Source organism: Streptomyces paromomycinus (genome assembly GCF_003865155.1).
In the GTDB taxonomy this organism is placed as follows: domain Bacteria; phylum Actinomycetota; class Actinomycetes; order Streptomycetales; family Streptomycetaceae; genus Streptomyces; species Streptomyces chrestomyceticus.
This window is the reverse complement of sequence record NZ_BHZD01000001.1, coordinates 7,438,202-7,454,623: the sequence shown is the minus strand read 5'-3', so window position 1 is coordinate 7,454,623 and position 16,422 is coordinate 7,438,202. Positions and strand designations below refer to the sequence as shown.

General features: G+C 69.9%; 13 protein-coding genes. 5 read left to right on the top strand and 8 right to left on the bottom strand.

Going from position 1 to position 16,422, the window contains the following annotated elements; genetic code table 11:
- The first annotated feature begins 40 nt into the window (after positions 1–40).
- Genes tkt through pgl form a run of 5 tightly spaced genes read left to right on the top strand, consistent with a single transcriptional unit; the run spans position 41 to position 6,700 of the window.
- Positions 41–2,119 carry a transketolase gene (gene tkt / locus OEIGOIKO_RS32035; protein ID WP_125056963.1) on the top strand — a complete coding sequence of 693 codons (2,079 nt, stop codon included), beginning with the start codon at positions 41–43 and terminating at the stop codon, positions 2,117–2,119.
- A 35-nt stretch (positions 2,120–2,154) separates the two neighbouring features.
- Complete coding sequence (gene tal / locus OEIGOIKO_RS32030) at positions 2,155–3,273, top strand: transaldolase (RefSeq protein WP_125056962.1); 1,119 nt, start codon at positions 2,155–2,157, stop codon at positions 3,271–3,273.
- Between the two features lie 6 nt (positions 3,274–3,279).
- Positions 3,280–4,803, top strand: coding sequence for a glucose-6-phosphate dehydrogenase (zwf, locus tag OEIGOIKO_RS32025; protein WP_125056961.1), 1,524 nt, complete (start codon positions 3,280–3,282; stop codon positions 4,801–4,803).
- Complete coding sequence (opcA, locus tag OEIGOIKO_RS32020) at positions 4,800–5,921, top strand: glucose-6-phosphate dehydrogenase assembly protein OpcA (protein WP_125056960.1); 1,122 nt, start codon at positions 4,800–4,802, stop codon at positions 5,919–5,921. The genes zwf and opcA overlap by 4 nt, the downstream gene beginning before the upstream one ends.
- On the top strand, positions 5,918–6,700 hold the full coding sequence (gene pgl, locus OEIGOIKO_RS32015; protein ID WP_031007103.1) for a 6-phosphogluconolactonase: 783 nt from the start codon (positions 5,918–5,920) through the stop codon (positions 6,698–6,700). The genes opcA and pgl overlap by 4 nt, the downstream gene beginning before the upstream one ends.
- A gap of 378 nt (positions 6,701–7,078) precedes the next feature.
- On the opposite strand, the gene OEIGOIKO_RS32010 is transcribed toward pgl, so the two are convergent.
- From OEIGOIKO_RS32010 to OEIGOIKO_RS31975, 8 genes are all read right to left on the bottom strand, one after another.
- Positions 7,079–7,342, bottom strand: coding sequence for a hypothetical protein (locus tag OEIGOIKO_RS32010; protein ID WP_125056959.1), 264 nt, complete (start codon positions 7,340–7,342; stop codon positions 7,079–7,081).
- Positions 7,342–8,994, bottom strand: coding sequence for a glucose-6-phosphate isomerase (gene pgi / locus OEIGOIKO_RS32005; RefSeq protein ID WP_125059227.1), 1,653 nt, complete (start codon positions 8,992–8,994; stop codon positions 7,342–7,344). Before pgi ends, OEIGOIKO_RS32010 begins: the two co-directional genes overlap by 1 nt.
- Positions 8,995–9,230: 236 nt before the next feature.
- Entirely contained in the window at positions 9,231–9,566 is a 336-nt protein-coding gene (locus tag OEIGOIKO_RS32000) for an RNA polymerase-binding protein RbpA (protein WP_003986538.1), read from the bottom strand.
- Between the two features lie 157 nt (positions 9,567–9,723).
- Positions 9,724–9,960, bottom strand: a complete 237-nt coding sequence (secG, locus tag OEIGOIKO_RS31995) for a preprotein translocase subunit SecG (RefSeq protein WP_003986537.1) — start codon at positions 9,958–9,960, stop codon at positions 9,724–9,726.
- Positions 9,961–10,093: 133 nt separating this feature from the next.
- The gene (gene tpiA, locus OEIGOIKO_RS31990) at positions 10,094–10,870 is read right to left on the bottom strand and encodes a triose-phosphate isomerase (protein WP_030017965.1); all 777 of its coding nucleotides are present in this window, start codon (positions 10,868–10,870) and stop codon (positions 10,094–10,096) included.
- Positions 10,871–10,876: 6 nt separating this feature from the next.
- Positions 10,877–12,088, bottom strand: coding sequence for a phosphoglycerate kinase (locus tag OEIGOIKO_RS31985; RefSeq protein WP_125056958.1), 1,212 nt, complete (start codon positions 12,086–12,088; stop codon positions 10,877–10,879).
- A 114-nt stretch (positions 12,089–12,202) separates the two neighbouring features.
- Positions 12,203–13,207: a type I glyceraldehyde-3-phosphate dehydrogenase gene (gene gap / locus OEIGOIKO_RS31980; RefSeq protein ID WP_125056957.1), complete on the bottom strand. Its 1,005-nt coding sequence runs from the start codon at positions 13,205–13,207 to the stop codon at positions 12,203–12,205.
- A gap of 171 nt (positions 13,208–13,378) precedes the next feature.
- Positions 13,379–16,336 (bottom strand): M14 family metallopeptidase, encoded by a 2,958-nt coding sequence (locus OEIGOIKO_RS31975; protein ID WP_125056956.1) that lies wholly within the window; start codon positions 16,334–16,336, stop codon positions 13,379–13,381.
- Positions 16,337–16,422: the final 86 nt, after the last annotated feature.

Sequence of the window (16,422 nt, the reverse complement as noted above, 5' to 3'; positions counted from 1 at the left end):
TCCCCGGCATTCGACATGTGGAGAGGAGCCCTGACTCAGGGTGAGCACCAAGCCGACCACCACAGATTTCGAGTGGACCGACCTGGACCAGCGGGCCGTCGATACCGTCCGCGTCCTGGCCATGGATTCCGTGCAGAAGGTCGGTAACGGCCATCCGGGTACCGCCATGAGCCTCGCGCCGGCCGCTTACGTTCTCTTCCAGAAGCTGATGCGGCACGACCCGGCGGACGCGAAGTGGACCGGCCGCGACCGGTTCGTCCTCTCCGCGGGCCACTCCAGCCTGACCCTCTACATCCAGCTCTACCTGGCCGGCTACGGCCTGGAGCTGGACGACCTGAAGTCCTTCCGCACCTGGGGCTCCAAGACCCCCGGCCACCCGGAGTACGGCCACACGGTCGGCGTGGAGACCACCACCGGCCCGCTCGGCCAGGGTGTCGCCAACGCCGTGGGCATGGCCATGGCCGCCCGCTACGAGCGCGGCCTGTTCGACCCCGAGGCCGCCCCCGGCACCTCGCCGTTCGACCACACCGTCTGGGTCATCGCCGGTGACGGCTGCCTCCAGGAGGGCGTCTCGGCCGAGGCCTCCTCGCTCGCGGGCCACCAGAAGCTCGGCAACCTCGTACTGCTGTGGGACGACAACCACATCTCCATCGAGGGCGACACCGAGACCGCCATCTCCGAGGACACGATCAAGCGCTACGAGTCGTACGGCTGGCACGTCCAGCGCGTCGACCAGCTGCCCAGCGGTGACCTCGACCCGGTCGGTCTGGCCCAGGCGCTGAAGGCGGCCCAGGAGGAGACCGAGCGTCCCTCCTTCATCGCGGCCCGCTCGATCATCGCCTGGCCCGCCCCGAACGCCCAGAACACCGAGGCCGCGCACGGCTCCGCGCTGGGCGCCGAAGAGGTCGCGGCCACCAAGAAGGTGCTGGGCTTCGACCCGGAGAAGTCCTTCGAGGTGTCCGACGAGGTCATCGAGCACACCCGTGCCGCCTGGAAGCGCGGCAGCGAGGCGCACGCCGCGTGGGACGAGAAGCTCGACGCCTGGCGCGCGGCCAACCCGGAGCGCGCCGCCCAGTTCGACCGCATCCAGGCGGGCGAGCTGCCGGACGGCTGGGAGAAGGCGCTGCCCGCCTTCGAGACCGGCAAGGGCGTCGCCACCCGCGCCGCCTCCGGCAAGATCCTCCAGGCGCTGGGCGCGGTCGTGCCCGAGCTGTGGGGCGGCTCCGCCGACCTCGCCGGCTCGAACAACACCACGATCGACAAGAACTCGTCGTTCCTGCCCGAGGGCAACCCGCTGCCCGAGGCCAGCCCGTACGGCCGCACGGTCCACTACGGCATCCGCGAGCACGCCATGGGCTCGACCATGAACGGCATCGCGCTGCACGGCAACACCCGCATCTACGGCGGCACCTTCCTGGTGTTCTCCGACTACATGCGCCCCGCCGTCCGGCTCGCCGCGCTCATGCAGCTGCCGGTGACCTACGTGTGGACGCACGACTCCATCGGCCTCGGCGAGGACGGCCCGACCCACCAGCCGGTCGAGCACCTGTCCGCGCTGCGCGCCATCCCGGGCCTGAACATCGTCCGCCCGGCCGACGCCAACGAGACCGCCACCGCCTGGGCCGAGATCCTGCGCCGCCACCAGAGCAAGCCGGCGCCGCACGGCCTCGCGCTCACCCGCCAGGGCGTACCGACGTACGAGGCGAACCCGGCCGCGGCCAAGGGCGGCTACGTGCTGTTCGAGGCCGAGGGCGGCGAGCCGCAGGTCATCCTGATCGGCACCGGCTCCGAGGTGCAGCTCGCCGTCGAGGCGCGCGAGGCGCTGCAGGCCGAGGGCATCCCGACCCGTGTCGTCTCGATGCCGTCCGTCGAGTGGTTCGAGGAGCAGGACCAGGGGTACCGCGACAGCGTGCTGCTGCCGACGGTCAAGGCCCGGGTCGCGGTCGAGGCCGGCATCGGCCTGACCTGGCACCGCTACGTGGGCGCCCAGGGCCGCATCGTCTCGCTGGAGCACTTCGGTGCCTCGGCGGACGCCAAGGTCCTCTTCCACGAGTTCGGCTTCACCGCCGACGCGGTCGCCACGGCGGCCCGGGAATCGCTCGCAGCGGCTCAGCGCTGACGCCCGTACACGATCAAGTAGGAGATGCAAACCCCATGACAGACGCACTCAAGCGCCTCTCCGACGAAGGCGTCGCGATCTGGCTGGACGACCTGTCCCGCAAGCGGATCACGTCCGGCAACCTGGCCGAGCTGATCGACCAGCAGCACGTCGTCGGTGTCACCACCAACCCGTCGATCTTCCAGAAGGCCATCTCGCAGGGCGACGGGTACGACACCCAGCTCACCGACCTCGCGGCCCGCAAGGTGACCGTCGAGGAAGCCATCCGGATGATCACCACGGCGGACGTCCGGGACGCGGCCGACATCCTGCGCCCGGTCTTCGACGCCACCGACGGCCAGGACGGCCGGGTCTCCATCGAGGTCGACCCGCGCCTGGCGCACAACACCCGCGCCACCGTCGCCGAGGCCAAGCAGCTGGCCTGGCTGGTGGACCGCCCCAACGCGCTGATCAAGATCCCGGCCACCAAGGCGGGTCTCCCGGCGATCACCGAGACGATCGCCCGGGGCATCAGCGTCAACGTCACGCTGATCTTCTCGCTGGAGCGCTACCGCGCGGTCATGGACGCCTACCTGGAGGGTCTGGAGAAGGCCAAGGCCGCCGGCCTGGACCTGTCCAAGATCCACTCGGTGGCTTCCTTCTTCGTGTCCCGTGTGGACACCGAGACCGACAAGCGCCTGGACGCGATCGGCACCGACGAGGCCAAGGCCCTGAAGAGCAAGGCCGCCGTCGCCAACGCACGCCTGGCCTACCAGGCGTACGAGGAGGTCTTCTCCTCGGACCGCTGGAACGCGCTGGACAAGGCGCACGCCAACAAGCAGCGTCCGCTGTGGGCCTCGACCGGCGTCAAGGACCCGTCGCTCAAGGACACCATGTACGTCGAGGAGCTGGTGGCGCCGAACACGGTCAACACCATGCCCGAGGCCACCCTGGAAGCCACCGGCGACCACGGCGAGATCTCCGGCGACAAGGTGCGCGGCAGCTACGAGCAGGCGCAGGCCGACCTCGACGCGCTGGCGAAGATCGGTATCTCGTACGACGACGTCGTGCAGGTGCTGGAGGACGAGGGCGTCGAGAAGTTCGAGGCGTCCTGGAACGACCTGCTCAAGTCCACTGAGGCGGAGCTCAAGCGCCTCGCTCCTTCGGAGGGCTGACCCACCTTGTCCAGCAGCAATCCGCTGCGTGACGCCGCGGACCGACGGCTCCCGCGTATCGCGGGGCCGTCGGGCCTGGTCATCTTCGGCGTCACGGGCGATTTGTCCCGTAAAAAGCTGATGCCTGCCGTCTACGACCTGGCCAACCGCGGGCTGCTGCCGCCGGGCTTCTCCCTCATCGGCTTCGCCCGCCGCGAGTGGGAGCACCAGGACTTCGCGCAGGAGGTGTACGAGGCCGTCAAACAGCACTCCCGTACGCCGTTCCGCGAAGAGGTCTGGCAGCAGCTCGTCCAGGGCTGCCGGTTCGTCCAGGGCAACTTCGACGACGACGAGGCCTTCGAGACCCTCAAGGACACCATCGAGGAACTCGACAAGGCCCAGGGCACCGGCGGCAACTTCGCCTTCTACCTGTCCGTGCCCCCCAAGTTCTTCCCCACCGTCGTCCAGCAGCTCAAGAAGCACGGCCTGGCCGACCAGCAGGGCGACTGCTGGCGCCGCGCCGTCATCGAGAAGCCCTTCGGGCACGACCTGGCCAGCGCCAAGGAACTGAACCGGATCGTCCACGAGGTCTTCCCGCCCGAGTCGGTCTTCCGGATCGACCACTACCTGGGCAAGGAGACGGTCCAGAACATCCTGGCGCTGCGCTTCGCCAACACCCTCTTCGAGCCGCTCTGGAACCGGTCCTACGTCGACCACGTCCAGATCACCATGGCCGAGGACATCGGCATCGGCGGCCGCGCCGGCTACTACGACGGCATCGGCGCCGCCCGTGACGTCATCCAGAACCACCTCCTCCAGCTCCTCGCGCTGACCGCCATGGAGGAGCCCGCCTCCTTCGACGCGGACGCGCTGGTCGCCGAGAAGACCAAGGTGCTCGGCGCCGTACGGCTCCCCGCCGACCTGGGCAAGGAGACCGTGCGCGCCCAGTACGCGGCCGGCTGGCAGGGCGGCGAGAAGGTCGTCGGCTACCTGGAGGAAGAGGGCATCGACCCGAACTCCCGCACCGACACCTACGCCGCGATCAAGCTGGAGGTCGACAACCGCCGCTGGGCGGGCGTCCCCTTCTACCTGCGGACCGGCAAGCGCCTGGGCCGCCGCGTCACGGAGATCGCGGTCGTCTTCCAGCGCGCGCCGCACTCCCCCTTCGATCACACCGCCACCGAAGAACTGGGCGCGAACGCCCTGGTCATCCGCGTCCAGCCGGACGAGGGCGTGACCATGCGCTTCGGGTCGAAGGTGCCCGGCACCTCCATGGAGGTACGGGACGTCTCGATGGACTTCGCTTACGGCGAGTCCTTCACCGAGTCCAGCCCGGAGGCGTACGAGCGCCTGATCCTGGACGTCCTGCTCGGTGACGCCAACCTCTTCCCGCGCGTCGAGGAGGTCGAGCAGTCCTGGCGGATTCTCGACCCGATCGAGGAGTACTGGGACGAGCACGGCAAGCCCGCGCAGTACGCGGCCGGGACCTGGGGACCGGACGAGGCGGACGAAATGCTCGCACGAGACGGACGGAGCTGGCGTCGGCCATGAAGATCGATCTGACGGAAACCACGGCCAGCAAGGTCAACAAGGCGCTGGTCCAGGGCCGTCGTACCATCGGCACCCCCGCCATCGGCATGGTGCTCACCCTCGTCATCGTCACCGACGAGGAGAACGCCTACGACGCCCTCAAGGCCGCCAACGAGGCGTCCCGCGAGCACCCCTCGCGCACCCTCGTCGTCATCAAGCGCGTCAGCCGGTCGCCCCGCGACCGCGCCAAGGCCCGCCTGGACGCCGAGGTCCGCGTGGGCGCGGACGCCGGTACGGGCGAGACGGTCGTGCTGCGGCTCTACGGCGAGGCCATCAACCACGCCCAGTCCGTGGTCCTGCCGCTGCTCCTGCCGGACGCCCCGGTCGTCGTGTGGTGGCCGGTCAACGCCCCGGTGGACGCGGCACGCGACCCGCTCGGCGCGCTCGCCCAGCGGCGCGTCACCGACATGTACACCGCCGAGAACCCGATCCGGGAGCTGGCCGAGCGCGCCGACGCGTACTCGCCCGGCGACACGGACCTGTCCTGGACCCGCATCACGCCCTGGCGCTCGATGCTGGCCGCGGCGCTCGACCAGCTGCCCTGCAAGGTGGCCGAGGTCGAGGTCGAGGGCGAGGAGTTCAACCCCAGCGTCGAACTCCTCGGCATGTGGCTCGCCGACCGCCTCGGCGTCCCCGTCCGACGACTCCTCTCGGCCGGCCCCGGCTTGACCGCCGTCCGGATGGAGACGGACTGCGGCCCGGTCGCACTGGACCGCGCGGACGGCTCGCTGGCCACCCTCGCCATGCAGGGCCAGCCGGACCGCAACGTCGCGCTCAAGCGGCGCGAGACCGCGGAACTCCTGGCGGAGGAGCTGCGGCGGCTCGACCCGGACGACACGTACGCCTCGGCGCTCAAGTACGGCGTCGACCGGCTCGGTGAGCCGCAGCGGGCCCAGACCCCGCTGGCGGCGAAGGCGGCCGAGTCCTCCGACGAGCCGGCGGATGCGAATGCCGCTGGCGCGGCGGAGGCTTCGGAGGGCAAGTCCGAGTCCTCCGAGCCCAAGGCCAAGGCCCCCGCCAGGAAGTCCGCCTCCAAGAAGGCGGCCTCGAAGGCGGACGCGAAGGCGGCCTCCGAGTGAGCGCGCCGCAGGTCGTCGTCCACCGCGACAAGGAGCTGATGGCCAAGGCCGCGGCGGCCCGGCTGATCACGAAGATCGTGGACGCCCAGGCCGCCCGCGGCTCCGCCTCCGTCGTCCTGACGGGCGGCCGCAACGGCAACGGGCTGCTCGCGGCCCTCGCCGAAGCGCCCGCCCGGGACGCGGTGGACTGGTCGCGCCTCGACCTGTGGTGGGGCGACGAGCGGTTCCTCCCGGACGGCGACCCGGAGCGCAACTACACGCAGGCCCGCGAGGCCCTGCTGGACAGCGTTCCGGTGGACCCGGCCCGGGTGCACGTGATGGCCCCGTCCAACGGCCCGTACGGCAACGACGCGGACGCCGCGGCGGAGGCGTACGCGGTCGAGCTGGGCGCCGCGGCGGGCCCCGAGGACCACGGTCCCGTCCCGTCCTTCGACGTCCTGCTGCTGGGTGTCGGCCCGGACACGCACGTCGCGTCGCTCTTCCCGGAGCTTCCGGCCGTCCGCGAGACGGAACGCCCGGTCGTCGCCGTCCACGGCGCCCCCAAGCCCCCGCCCACCCGCCTCTCCCTGACCCTGCCCGCGATCCGCGCGGCACGGGAGGTCTGGCTGCTCGCGGCGGGCGAGGACAAGGCGAAGGCCGCGGCGATGGCGCTCTCCGGCGCCGGGGAGATCCAGGCCCCGGCAGCGGGCGCGTACGGCCGCAGCCGCACGCTGTGGCTCCTGGACGAGGCGGCAGCGTCACAGCTGCCGCGCGGCCTGTATCCGCCGGCTTCGGCCTGAAGTCCCCGTACGCCGAACGGCCCCGTTCCCGGGTGGGAGCGGGGCCGTTCGGCGTGGTGTCCAACTGACCAAGAGGGTTTCGACGCCTGGTGACGGACGGGGCGCCGTGGCCGACTCACTGCCCGTACCGGGCGGCGCTCCCTCGGTCCGCGGGCACGGAACCGGCCCTCCAGACTCCGTCCTACGGTCCGCCCCCTCCCGCCGTACGACGACGAACGACCGGCGGGGGCAGACGTCCCCCCACCCCGTACGTGTCAGCCGTACACGTACGGAAGGGTCCGGGACCGTAGGACGAAGTCTGTAGGGCCCGGACCCGCACCACCACAGACCGGAAAACCGGCCCGCAAGCGGGCCAGCGCGGGCCAGCTCCTCAGCCCTTCACGACCGTCGCTCCTGCTCCTGGCGGACCATCGCGTTGGCGAGGTGGCCGGGGTCCTGGAGGTCACCCACCGCGACCCCCGACACGTCGGTGTCCTGCGTGTCGTACCGGCCCAGTCCGTGCTCCTTGTCACCCTGTACGGCTTCGAGGTGACGGACCGCCACGTCGCGCTGCTCGGCCTCCGGGAGGCTCTGGAGCCATGCGCGGTTCTCCGGGGTGAGGAGGTCCAGGAAGCTCGCCAGGACGTCCTCGTCCGCCGCCATCAGCGGCCCCGCATGGCGCGGTACGTGGCCACCAGGGACTTCGTCGAGGCGTCCAGGCCCTCGACCTCCGCGCCCTCGGTCAGCGCGGGCTCGACCCGCTTCGCGAGGACCTTGCCGAGTTCGACACCCCACTGGTCGAAGGAGTCGATGTTCCAGATGGCGCCCTGGACGAAGACCTTGTGTTCGTACAGGGCGATGAGCTGGCCGAGGACGGACGGGGACAGTTCCTCGGCGAGGATCGTGGTGGTGGGGCGGTTGCCCTGGAAGGTCTTGTGCGGGACCAGTTCCTCGGGTACGCCCTCGGCCCGTACCTCGTCCGGGGTCTTGCCGAAGGCCAGCGCCTGGCCCTGGGCGAAGAGGTTGGCCATCAGCAGGTCGTGCTGGGCCACCAGGCCGGAGTTGAGGTCCTCGACGGGCTTGGCGAAGCCGATGAGGTCGGCGGGGATGAGCTTCGTGCCCTGGTGGAGGAGCTGGTAGTAGGCGTGCTGACCGTTGGTGCCGGGGGTGCCCCACACGACCGGGCCGGTCTGCCAGCGCACCGGGTTGCCCTCGCGGTCCACGGACTTGCCGTTGGACTCCATGTCGAGCTGCTGGAGGTACGCGGTGAACTTGGAGAGGTAGTGGCTGTACGGCAGCACCGCGTGCGACTGGGCGTCCCAGAAGTTGCCGTACCAGACGCCGAGCAGACCGAGCAGGAGCGGGACGTTCTCCTCGGCGGGGGCGCACCGGAAGTGCTCGTCGACGAGGTGGAAACCGGCCAGCATCTCGCGGAACCGCTCCGGCCCGATCGCGATCATGAGCGAGAGGCCGATGGCGGAGTCGTAGGAGTAGCGGCCGCCGACCCAGTCCCAGAACTCGAACATGTTGTCGGTGTCGATGCCGAAGTCGGCGACCTTCTCCGCGTTGGTCGACAGCGCGACGAAGTGCTTGGCCACCGCGTCCTCGCCGGCCCGCAGGCCGGTCAGCAGCCAGTTGCGGGCGGAGGTGGCGTTGGTGATCGTCTCGATGGTGGTGAAGGTCTTCGAGGCGACGATGAAGAGCGTCTCCGCGGGGTCGAGGTCGCGGACGGCCTCGTGCAGGTCCGCGCCGTCCACGTTGGAGACGAAACGGAACTGCATCTCGCGGTGGGTGTAGGCGCGCAGCGCCTCGTACGCCATCGCCGGGCCCAGGTCGGAGCCGCCGATGCCGATGTTGACGACCGTCTTGATGCGCTTGCCGGTGTGGCCCTTCCACTCGCCCGAGCGCACCCGGTCGGCGAAGATCTGCATCTTGCGCAGGACGGAGTGCACGGCCGGTACGACGTTCTCGCCGTCGACCTCGACCGAGGCGGACTCGGGGGCGCGCAGCGCGGTGTGCAGCACGGCCCGGTTCTCGGTGACGTTGATCTTCTCGCCGCGGAACATCGCGTCCCGCAGCCCGGCGACGCCCCGGGCCTCGGCCAGCTCGCGCAGCAGGCGCAGCGTCTCGTCGGTGACCAGGTGCTTGGAGTAGTCCAGGTGCAGGTCGCCGACCTTGAGGGTGTAGCGTCCGGCGCGCTCCGGGTCCTGGTCGAACAGCTCGCGCAGTCGCACCTCCCCGAGCTGCTCCCGGTGCTTGTTCAGCGCGGTCCACTCAGGCGTCTGGTCGAGCCTGGTGCGGCCTTCTGCGTTCATCTCGGACATCAGCCTTCTTCTTCTCGTACCGGCCCCGCCGTCTCCCAACCTAATTGATCAGGGAGCGGGATGAGGTGTCCCCCCGCTGTCGGCCGCCCCGGCGAACCGTTTCGGCACCCCGCGCCGGTACCCGACCGGTCCCCCCGCCGGTACCCGGCCGCAGGCCGGATACGCGGACGGCCCGGCCGGAAGGGAGCGTCCCTCCGGCCGGGCCGGTCGTGGTGTGTGCTGGTCCGTCAGATCTCTCCGCGGAGCTTGGCGAGGGCCTCGGCGAGGATCGCCTCACCGTCGGCGTCGCTGCGGCGCTCCCGGACGTACGCGAGGTGCGTCTTGTACGGTTCGGTGCGCGGCGGGTCCGGCGGGTTGTCCCGGTCCTTGCCTGCCGGGAAGCCGCAGCGCGGGCAGTCCCAGGTGTCAGGAATCTGCGCGTCGCCGGCGAAGCTGGGCTGAGTCTCGTGCCCGTTCGAGCACCAGAAGGAGATGCGGATGCGCGGCGCGGACTCGCCTCGCTCGGCCTCCCCCATCGGCCCCGCCCCGACCCGACTTCCTCGGATCGCGTTGCCACTTGCCACGGTTGTAACTCCCTGCGTAATGGTGCTGCGAAGCATCGAACAGCAGTCGCGCTGCGAGCGCCCCAGTCTACGTAAGGCCCAACGCGCGTCCAGTGACAGGAGTTACACCCCCACCGAGGACGCCGCCTTCATGATAGGCCGCGTCCTCGACAGTTCGTCAGCTGTCCAGCTTCATCAGGACGCCGAGCACGACGATGCAGGCGAACCAGAGCAGGGCGATCACGATGGTGATGCGGTCCAGGTTGCGCTCGGCGACGGAGGAACCGCCGACCGAGGACTGCATGCCGCCGCCGAACATGTCGGACAGGCCGCCGCCCTTCCCCTTGTGCATGAGCACCAGCATCATCAGCAGCAGGCTGAAGACGATGAGGGCTACCGAGAACCCGATGACCACGGCTGGACCAACTCTCTAGGACTGACGGACGGGACGTACCGAAGAAGATCGAATGGTACGGGGCCGGGCGGCGCGCATGGCACCGGACCCGGCCCCGACAGGGTACGACGGGCCTGGCCCGTCGTCATAGCTGCTACTGGTCGCGGAACCGGACGATCTTGACGAACTCGTCCACGTCCAGCGCCGCGCCGCCGATCAGGGCGCCGTCCACGTCGGGCTGCGCCATGATCGCGGCGACGTTGCCGGACTTGACCGAGCCGCCGTACTGGATGCGGACCTTGTCGGCCAGCTCCTGGCTGTACAGCTCGGCGAGGCGACGGCGGATCGCGCCGCAGACCTCCTGCGCGTCCTCGGGCGTGGCGACCTCGCCGGTGCCGATGGCCCACACGGGCTCGTAGGCGATGACGATGGTCTCGGCCTGCTCGGCCGGGACGTCCTTCAGGCCGCCGTCGACCTGGGCGAGGGTGTGCTCGACCTGGTTGCCGGCCTTGCGGACGTCCAGGCCCTCGCCGACGCACAGGATCGGGGTGATGCCGTGCTTGAAGGCGGCCTTGACCTTGGCGTTGCAGATCTCTTCGTTCTCGCCGTGGTACTGGCGGCGCTCGCTGTGCCCGACGGCCACGTAGCTGCACTTGAGCTTGGCCAGCATGCCGCCGGAGATCTCACCGGTGTACGCGCCGGAGTCCTGCGCCGAGAGGTCCTGGGCGCCGTACTTGATCTTCAGCTTGTCGCCGTCGACCAGCGTCTGCACCGAACGCAGGTCGGTGAAGGGCGGCAGGACCGCGACCTCGGTGGCCTCGTAGTCCTTGTCGGCGAGTGCGAAGGCGAGCTTCTGGACGTGCGCGATGGCCTCAAGGTGGTTGAGGTTCATCTTCCAGTTGCCCGCCATCAGCGGGGTACGGTCAGTCACGGTTCTTCAGTCCTCCAGAGCGGCAAGGCCGGGGAGCGTCTTGCCTTCGAGGTATTCGAGGCTGGCGCCGCCGCCGGTCGAGATGTGGCCGAAAGCATTCTCGTCGAAGCCGAGCGAGCGCACCGCGGCGGCCGAGTCGCCGCCGCCGACGACGGTGAAGCCGTCGCAGTTCAGCAGGGCCCGCGCGATGGCGGTGGTGCCACCGGCGTAGTCGGGGTGCTCGGCGACGCCTACGGGTCCGTTCCAGAAGACGGTCTCGGCGTCGGCGATCTTCGAGGCGAACAGCTCCCGGGTCTTCGGGCCGATGTCCAGGCCCTCCTTGTCGGAGGGGATCTGGTCGGCGTCGACCGTGACGTAGTCCGCCGGGGCCTTCGTCTTCAGGTCGGGGAAGTCGGCCGAGGCCAGGATGTCGACGGGCAGTACCAGCTCGACGCCGTTCGCCGCCGCCCGCTCCATGTACTCGGTCACCTTCGGGATCTGGTCCTCCTGGAGGAGGGAGATGCCGACCTCGTAGCCCTTGGCCTTGAGGAAGGTGTACGCCATGCCGCCGCCGATCAGCAGCCGGTCGGCCTTGCCGAGCAGCTCGTCGATGACGGCGAGCTTGTCGGAGACCTTGGCGCCGCCGAGCACGACCACGTACGGGCGCTTGACGTCCTCGGTGAGCTTCTTCAGGACGGTGACCTCGGCGGCGATCAGGTCGCCCGCGGCGTGCGGCAGGCGGGCCGGCAGGTCGTAGACGGAGGCGTGCTTGCGGTGCACGGCGCCGAAGCCGTCGCCGACGTACACGTCCGCGAGGGCCGCGAGCTGGTCCGCGAAGGCGCCGCGCTCGGCGTCGTCCTTGCTGGTCTCGCCCGGGTTGAAGCGCAGGTTCTCCAGGACGGCGACCTCGCCCTCCCCGAGGCCCGCGACGACGGCGCGGGCGGACTCGCCGACCGTGTCGGTGGCGAAGGCGACCTCGCGGCCGATCAGCTCACCCAGCCGCTCGGCGGCGGGGCGCAGCGAGAAGGCCGGGTCCGGGGCGCCCTTGGGGCGGCCCAGGTGGGAGGCGACGATCACCTTGGCGCCGAGCTGCGCGAGCTTGGCGATCGTCGGCTGCACGGCGCGGATGCGGCCGTCGTCGGTGATGGTGGTGCCGTCCAGCGGCACATTGAGGTCCGCGCGGACGAAGACCCGCTTGCCGGACAGCCCGTCCTGGGCGAGATCGTCGATCGTCTTCATGCGAAGTGACTCCGTTGCGTAGGTCGGTCATGGGAGGGGGCCCGTACGGCGCTTCGGTGCGCCCTACGAGCCCCTTCCGCACATCTACGTGCCCTGGCCTTGATCAGGCAGGTGTCAGAGCTGGCCGCCGACGAAGGTGGTCAGGTCCACCAGGCGGTTGGAGTAGCCCCACTCGTTGTCGTACCAGCCGATGACCTTGACGCTCTTGCCCTGCGCCATCGTCAGGGAGGAGTCGAAGGTGCAGGAGGCCGGCCAGTTGACGATGTCCGAGGAGACGATCGGGTCCTCGGTGTACTCCAGGATGCCCTTGAGCTGGCCCTCGGACGCCTTCTGGAAGGCCGCGTTGATCTCGTCCTTGGTGACCTCGCGCTCCAGCTCGATGACCAGGTCGGTCACGGAGCCGGTGGGGACCGGGACGCGCATGGCGATGCCGTCCAGCTTGCCCTCCAGCTGCGGGAGGACCAGCGCGGTGGCCTTGGCGGCACCGGTCGTGGTCGGGATGATGTTCTCCGCGGCGGCGCGGGCGCGGCGCAGGTCCTTGTGCGGGAAGTCCAGGATGCGCTGGTCGTTGGTGTACGCGTGGACCGTGGTCATCAGGCCCTTGACGATGCCGAAGTTCTCGTCGAGAACCTTGGCCATCGGCGCCACGCAGTTGGTGGTGCAGGAGGCGTTGGAGATGACGTGGTGGTTGGCCGCGTCGTACTTGTCCTGGTTGACGCCCATCACGATCGTGATGTCCTCGTCCTTGGCGGGCGCGGAGATCAGGACCTTCTTGGCACCGGCCTGGATGTGCTTCTCGGCGTCGGCCTTCTTGGTGAAGATGCCGGTCGACTCGATGACGATGTCGGCGCCCAGCTCGCCCCAGGGCAGGTTGGCGGGGTCGCGCTCGGCCATCGTCTTGAAGGTCTGCTTGCCGACCGTGATGGTGTCGTCGGTGTGGCTGACGTCGTGCTTCAGGCGACCCAGGATGGTGTCGTACTTCAGCAGGTGAACCAGGGTGGCGTTGTCGGTCAGGTCGTTGACACCGACGATCTCGATGTCCGCACCCTGCTCCAGGAGCGCGCGGAAGTAGTTGCGACCAATGCGGCCGAATCCGTTGATGCCTACGCGGATCGTCACGAACCGATCTCCTCGTTGGTGCGCCGGTGCAGTACCGGCGAGCTGTATGGGATGTCCCCGACCGCCTCCGACCCTACCCCCAATACGAGACGTACGTGACATTGACAGGGGCGGTCCGGGCCCACTCTGGGGCCACGGGCCGCCCTGTTCGCCGAGAGAGGACGGGCACGGTCAGCCGTCGAGGGCCTTGAGGGCCGCGCCGGTCAGTTCCGCCCGTTCCGTGGCGGTCTGTACGTGCTCCAGGCCGAAGCCCAGCAGAACGGTGTTCCGGGTGGTCACCGCCCCGGCGGCCCGGAACAGCTCCTTGGACCGGACCCAGTCGCCCGTGGCGGGCGGGCTGCCCGCGGGCGGGCCGGGGACGGTCCAGGGCCCGAGCGAGGTCTCGAAGCCCTCCAGCGGCTCGCCGCCGGTGCCGGTGGTGAGCCTGGTGTTGTCCACGAAGACGCCGCGGCCGCCGGTGCTGGGGTCGGTGATGTACGAGATCGCCAGCTCGACGCGCTGCCCGGCGTAGGCGGACAGGTCGACGGCGACCGGCCGCCAGCCGTCCGAGGCGCCGGTGAAGCGGTTCCACGCACCGGTGCTGCCGGTGTTGCGGCACTCGGTGCCGGTACGGGTCAGGTAGTGCTGGAGGAAGGGGTGCGCGGCCAGGTAGAAGCCGGCCCCGCACTCCGCGGGCACGTCGGTGCGGGTGCCGCCGTTCGCGTCGGGCAGCGTCGTCCAGTCATCCTTGCCCACGGTGTGCGCCTCGACGACGGCGTTGTCGTACCCGTCCTCGGTGTCGTGGCTGAGCATGAACTGAAGGGTCGGCCGGTCGGCCGCGGTCACACCGGTCAGGTCCACGGTCCGGGACAGCCGCATCCAGGCGTTGTCACGGTGCTGTGCGGCGGCGAACCAGTCGCCCTCGTACGGCTGGAACGGTGTCCGTACTCCCGGGTAGTCGCCGGCCGCGGCACTGGCGAACTGGGGGAACGTGGCCGGCGGCAGCTCGTCGGAGATCACCGAGTGGGCGCCCGCGGAATCCAGCGGGTTGCCCGGCGCGTCGCCGAGCTTCACCTCCGTACCGGCCAGCTTCCCGGCCCCCTTGAAGGCGGGCGGGTTCTTGACGGGGACGCGGCTGCCGGCGCCCAGGTAGTACTGGCTGAAGTCGTCGGTGACGGCCCGGCCGACCACGGCACTGCCACCCGCCTGCTCCCCCGCGGTGATCAGCTTGCCGCCCTCGTTGAGGTAGTCGCGTACGGCCAGCAGGGTGGCGCCGCCCGGACGGCCCGCTCCGGTGTACCAGACGACGTTGTCGAAGTGGCTCAGGACACCGAGCGCGTCCGGGGCGCCCTGCCGGGCGACGTCCCAGACCGCCGCGCGGTGGCCGTTGGCGGCGAGGGCCTTGGTGTACGCGGCGGTGTGCTGCGCGGGGGTGGTGCCGCCCTCCTCGGCGAGGACGAGGGTGTCGGCGCGCGGGCGCTCGGCGACGGTGTAGGTGAAAGGTTGACTCTTGGTGGCCTTGCCGTCGCGGGTACGGCCGGAGAACCACACCTGCACCGTGTCCCCGGGATCGGCCCCTTCGACGGACGCCCGGTACTGGTCGAAGTGCAGATTGTCCTCGCCCCCGTAGGTCTCACCCCCCTTCCACGCCTCCAGTTCCTCCGTGTGCCGGCGGCCGCCGTTGACGCGGTAGTTGAGTTCCTTGTCGCGTACGGACTTGCGCGCGGTGACGGCGACTTCCTGGTCCTCGCCGCGGGCGTAGGAGGTGCTGAAGGCGTGCGGGGTGAAGTCCGGTGCCGTCATTCCCACGGACGAGACGGGCTGGTCAGGGCGCCGGGCGCTCTCGGCGACGGAGAGCGCGAAGGGAATGTTCTTCGCGAACTCCGCCTGGATCAGCTTCTCGGAGTCGGGGAAGTTGAAGACGGACTGGCAGTCGGCGGCGTTCCACTCGTCGTTCGGGTCGGCGTCGGAGACCGTCTGACAGGTCGACATCTCCGGGGTGAACATGGGGATGCCGTTGACGTTGGACGCGTGGCCGTCGGCCTCACCGTTGGTGATGTACAACTCGGAGGAGACCTGCGGGCGGTAGCCGGGAATCGCCGGCTTCTCGGGCGTTCCGGCCAGCGCCCGGTAGAGGACGTCGTCGGGGGTGGGGGTGGCCACCTGCCAGCCGACTCCGTACAGGATCAACTCGGCGGCGGAGTGGTAGTTGATGGCGTACCGGAAACCGATGCGCTTCTCGAAGGCGTCCAGCGCCTTGGTCTCGGGCTCGGAGGCGGCGGCCGGGCCGCGGTAGGTCTCGCTCGCCGGGTTCGGGGACGAACCCTCGTTGTCGTAGCCCCATTTGTAGGAGAAGTTGCGGTTGAGGTCGACGCCGTCGCCGGGGGTGATCTTGCCGTCGCCGTTGTTGTCGCGCAGGTTCTTGCGCCACAGGCGGTTCTGCGGGCTCTCGAAGGTGTAGTCGTAACCGTCCGGGTTGGCGGAGAGCAGGAACCACAGCTCGGTGGTGTCGAGGATCTTGGTCAGCCGCGGGTCCTTGCCGTACCCGGCCAGGTAGTACTGCATCAGCCGCCGGGTCATCTCGGGAGTGATCCACTCCCGGGCGTGCTGGTTGGACGCGTACAGCACCGCGGGCTTGGCGCCGTCCGCGGTCTTCTCGGCGTTCTTGGTGAGCTTCAGGGCCAGGATGTCGCGGCCCTTGACGGTCTTGCCGATGCTGACGACCTTGGCGAGGTTCCGGTGGTGCCGCGCGGTGTCGATCATCTCCTTCATCAGCCCGTTGGCACCCAGGTACGGACGGAAGACCCCGTCACCCTGGGCCTTGAGCTTGCGCTGCGTCTCCGCTGGAACGATTTTGCGCGTCAGCTCCACCCCTTGCCGGCGCAGCCCGGCGGCCTGTTCGGCGGAGAGGTACACCTCGACCTCCGCCTTGCCGCTGCCCGGCACCTGCGCGCTCAGCTCGTGGCCGTCCACCCCCGCCTTGAGCAGCAGCGGCACCTGCGCCTTGGTGACCGCGGCCGTCCAGACCCCGACAGCGTCCCGGCCCGCCGCGTCGTCCGCCCGCGCCTGCGCCTGCGCGGCGGGCACCGCCACCACCCCTCCCAGCAGCAACGCCGCTGCCGCGAGTAAGGATCTCGCCCTGCGTCTCATGAGCCCCCCTTGCCGTCGTCCTTCTCGTGAATAGGCGTTCGACAGACTGGTGACGCTGCATGATCAAGTCAATACAGGGCGTGGTG